The organism is Bacillus sp. AFS017336 (assembly GCF_002555445.1).
Taxonomy (GTDB): Bacteria; Bacillota; Bacilli; order Bacillales; family Bacillaceae_G; genus Gottfriedia.
The window spans coordinates 1-3,928 of sequence record NZ_NUCO01000053.1 but is presented as its reverse complement, the minus strand read 5'-3'; the positions used below and the strand labels follow the sequence as shown (position 1 = coordinate 3,928).

Annotated in this window: 3 protein-coding genes; all 3 read right to left on the bottom strand. The window is 31.6% G+C overall.

The features are described from left to right. Positions 1-258: 258 nt before the first annotated feature. The 3 genes from CN601_RS21795 to CN601_RS21785 are packed head-to-tail and all read right to left on the bottom strand — an operon-like array spanning position 259 to position 3,775. On the bottom strand, positions 259-1,326 hold the full coding sequence (locus tag CN601_RS21795) for a HAMP domain-containing sensor histidine kinase (RefSeq protein WP_179865644.1): 1,068 nt from the start codon (positions 1,324-1,326) through the stop codon (positions 259-261). Next, the gene (locus CN601_RS21790) at positions 1,323-1,997 is read right to left on the bottom strand and encodes a response regulator transcription factor (protein WP_098172345.1); all 675 of its coding nucleotides are present in this window, start codon (positions 1,995-1,997) and stop codon (positions 1,323-1,325) included. The genes CN601_RS21795 and CN601_RS21790 overlap by 4 nt, the downstream gene beginning before the upstream one ends. A gap of 23 nt (positions 1,998-2,020) precedes the next feature. Beyond that, positions 2,021-3,775 carry an ABC transporter ATP-binding protein gene (locus CN601_RS21785; RefSeq protein WP_098172344.1) on the bottom strand — a complete coding sequence of 585 codons (1,755 nt, stop codon included), beginning with the start codon at positions 3,773-3,775 and terminating at the stop codon, positions 2,021-2,023. Between the last annotated feature and the right edge of the window lie 153 nt (positions 3,776-3,928).

Below are 3,928 nucleotides of genomic sequence, written 5' to 3'. Positions count from 1 at the left end.
TAGTTTTCAAAGTTCACTTTATCGCTATATCTCTTAGCGACTTATATAATAATAACACACATAATCATTTATAGTCAACAATTATTTTATTATTATTTTCTTGCCACATATTTTGAATTAATGTGACAACGTTTAATAATATACCACTATTTTATTCTGTTTGCAATAACTTTTTAATAAAAAAATGAGAATCTTATTCATTATAGTAAAAGAGTAATTCTATATAAAATACCTATTTACTATAATGATAGGTCAACCTTATTCTACTGCTGTAGGTAGTTCTACAATAAACAATGATCCTTGCCCTAATTCACTTTCTACATAAACTATCCCATTATGCATCTCAACTATTTTTTTTACGATTGATAAACCCAACCCATTTCCAACTGTTGTCCGGTCTCTTGATTTATCGGCTTTATAAAACCTTTCAAAAATATGCATTTGCTCTTCATCAGATATACCGATTCCAGTATCTTGCACTTTTATAATTACCTTATCATTTTCTTGTTTTGCATTAATAAAGATATCACCATCATTAGGTGTAAACTTTATACTATTTGTAATTAGGTTCATCCAAACTTGATTTAAAAGAGCCTCATCACCAATCACATCGATTTTACTGAGATTAACATGCATATTAATGTTTTTTTCTACTATTTGTGGTTCGCAGCTTAACAACGAGTACATAAGTTGACTATTTAATGAAAAACGATTCTTCTCTATAGGCTGGTTCTGTGATTCTAATGAGGTTAACTTTAAGAGATTATCACTAAGCTTTGATAATCGGGTGCTTTCAAATTCAATAATATTCAAATACTGTTTTCTTTCCTCTAAAGGCAATTCTTCATTTTGTAATACTTTCGCGAATCCTTTAATAGATGTTAAAGGTGATTGAATTTCATGCGAAACATTCGAAATAAACTCTTGCCTCATATTTTCCATTTGGTTTAAGTTCAATGCCATATTATTAAAGCCATCTATTATTTGACCAATTTCTCCTCCAAAGGCATTTCTAACTTTCTCAAAATCGACCGATACGTTAAACTCTCCTCTGGAAATGCTTCTAATTGCCTGCATAATTTCCTTTACCATTCTCATTTGTTTTGGGTGATGAAATATTCTACCAAACATTCCTCCCGCTAACATTAATAATAGAAAGGTTACAAATGTATTTATAATTTGTATTGTTACTTCTGAAAGATTAGTTTTGTAGTGTTCAAAAAAATATCCGGTTAAATAGTGTGTCACAACACTACCAACTGTTATGGCTGTCGTCAGTAGTAATATAGCCCCTATAATATCTCTAATTTTTTTTAGTACCTTCATTTCACTAGCTCCATTCGATACCCTAATCCCCATACAGTAGAAATTTTAAATCCGAATTCTTTCTCGGGAAATCTTTCTCTTAGGCGTTTAATATGAACATCTACTGTTCTTTCATCTCCTGCGTAATCAAATCCCCAAATATTTTCAATTAATTGTTCTCTTGAATAAGTCCTTCCTAATGAACTTGCTAAAGTAAATAAAAGCTCTAGTTCCTTCAAAGGCATATTAATTCCCTGGTTTCCAATAAGAACTTTATAATTGCCATGATCAATCGTTAAATTACCTATTTGTACAATTTTTGATGAAGAAATTTTCGATCTCCTTAATAGGGCTTTTACTCTTACAACTAATTCAACTGGTTCAAATGGTTTTACAATATAGTCATCGGTTCCTAGTTTAAATCCTTTAACTTTTTGTTCAGTCTCACCTTTTGCAGTTAGCATAATAATCGGAAGATCGGCCTCGTTTCTAATTTCACGACAAAGCTCAAATCCGTCCATCTTTGGCATCATTAAATCTATAATTAACATATCAATTTTGTTGTCTTCAAAAACAGTAATTGCTTCAATACCGTTTGTGGCTTCAAATACATTGAAGCCTTCATTCCGTAACAGTACATTCAATAACTTTCGAATATTTGGATCATCATCTACAATTAATATACTAGTCATATAAACACCTTCCTTGAATGTAGTTATACAGCACTATTTACTCTTAATTGTTGATCAGCAAACTCTCTATACATTAGATGGTTATTATATAATTCTTCATGTGTTCCAATGCCAGTTATTTTTCCCTTGTCTAAAAAGACAATTTGATCGGCATCTATAACTGTCGATAAACGATGGGCAATAACTAAAGTCGTTCTACCTTGCATTAAATTAGAAAGCGCATTTTGTACTACTAACTCCGATCTGCTATCCAAATTCGAAGTTGCCTCATCTAACATTAATAACTTAGGATTTCTTAATAAGGCGCGAGCAATTCCTATTCGCTGTCTTTGTCCTCCCGACAGTTTGACACCTCTTTCTCCAACTTCGGTATGAAACCCTTTAGGTAAATCATTAACAAATTGATCTACGTAAGCCATTGCTGACACATGGGACAATTCTTTATCAGATATTTCTCTTTTAATTCCATAACATATGTTATCCCTAATGGTTCCTACAATTAATGGACTTTCTTGTGCTACATATCCTATTTGCTTTCTCCAACTTTCTAAGTTATAGCAATCTATTGAATGCTTACCAACTTTTATTTCACCGATTTTAGGAGAATAAAATCTTTCAATAAGTGAGAAAAGTGTTGTTTTTCCACTACCACTTGGTCCTACAATTGCTGTGACTTTACCTGAAGGAATTGCAAAGTTGAGATTTGATAACATTTCCTCTTCTTTATATGCAAAGTGCAGTTTATTAATGGTTATCGGTAAGTTCATATTAATTTCTTCGTTTCCAGAATCATAATCTTCTTCTTCATGTTCCAATATATTAATCATTCTTTCTGTAGCTCCCTTCGTTTTTTGAAGCTCAGTAAAGAATTGTGTAATTTGCGTTACTGGGAAGATTATTTGGAATAAATACAGTATATACGCTACTAATGCCCCAGCAGTAATTGCTCCAGAAGAAACTCTAACCCCGCCGTATCCAATTATGACTACTAGAATCAACATTAAAACAAAGGAAACAATAGGTCCTATTAATGATTGAAACTTGCCTTCCTTAATTCCGAAAGATAATAAGTTACTAATCCCCTTATTGCCTTTTGAAATTTCGACAGATTCCGCATTTGAAACCTTTACTAGTCTAATTTCAGAAAAAACTTGGCTTATTAATGATGTAAATTTAGCTGTCTCATCTTGAGTTGCCTTTGATAACTTAGACATCTGTTTTCCGATTGGAATAAAAATCAACGCAATAACAGGTATAATACCGAATGTTACTAAGGTCATTCTCCAATCTAATATTAGTAAAAGTGTAAAAGATCCGATAATTGATATAATACCTGTTAAAAAATTTGTAATATGCTCTGTAATTAGCCCTTTTAATATTGCGGTATCATTCGTAACTCGACTAACGTTTTCACCAGTCTGTGTCTCATCGAAATATGATACGGGAAGTACAACCATCTTTTTCCATAATCGGTGTCTTACATTTGCAACAACTGTATTTCCCACTCTACTAAGTAAATAGATAGAAGCTGCAGATGATACTGCTTGTATTATTAGGACAGCTGCAAAAATTGCTATTTGCCCTGCACTTAATGATGATATTGAAAAGCCATCTACAAACTTTTTTGTTAGGAGAGGCAATAATAATCCTACTAAAGTAGTGGCTACACTTAGTAAAACCCCTATGCCAAACATCCATTTTGGAGGGTTTGCGTTTTTTATTAGAGAGATAAAATTTCTCCAATCACTTTTTTTATTTATCTTTTTTTCGTCTTTCATTTCATTACTCCTTACTTTAGCTATTGTTTATCTACTTTACTTTTAAAATTTACAACTAAAATATGAATAAAGAATGAACTATAAAATTATTTTACTGATCAAGCTGGCATTTAACATATTAACTTTTATAACGCAAAAAAACATCAGCCTAAT

Bases quoted from the DNA above. Each gene is read 5' to 3' on its own strand.
- CN601_RS21795 (WP_179865644.1), bottom strand. From the start codon at position 1,326: ATGAAGGTACTAAAAAAAATTAGAGATATTATAGGGGCTATATTACTA.
- CN601_RS21790 (WP_098172345.1), bottom strand. From the start codon at position 1,997: ATGACTAGTATATTAATTGTAGATGATGATCCAAATATTCGAAAGTTA.
- CN601_RS21785 (WP_098172344.1), bottom strand. From the start codon at position 3,775: ATGAAAGACGAAAAAAAGATAAATAAAAAAAGTGATTGGAGAAATTTT.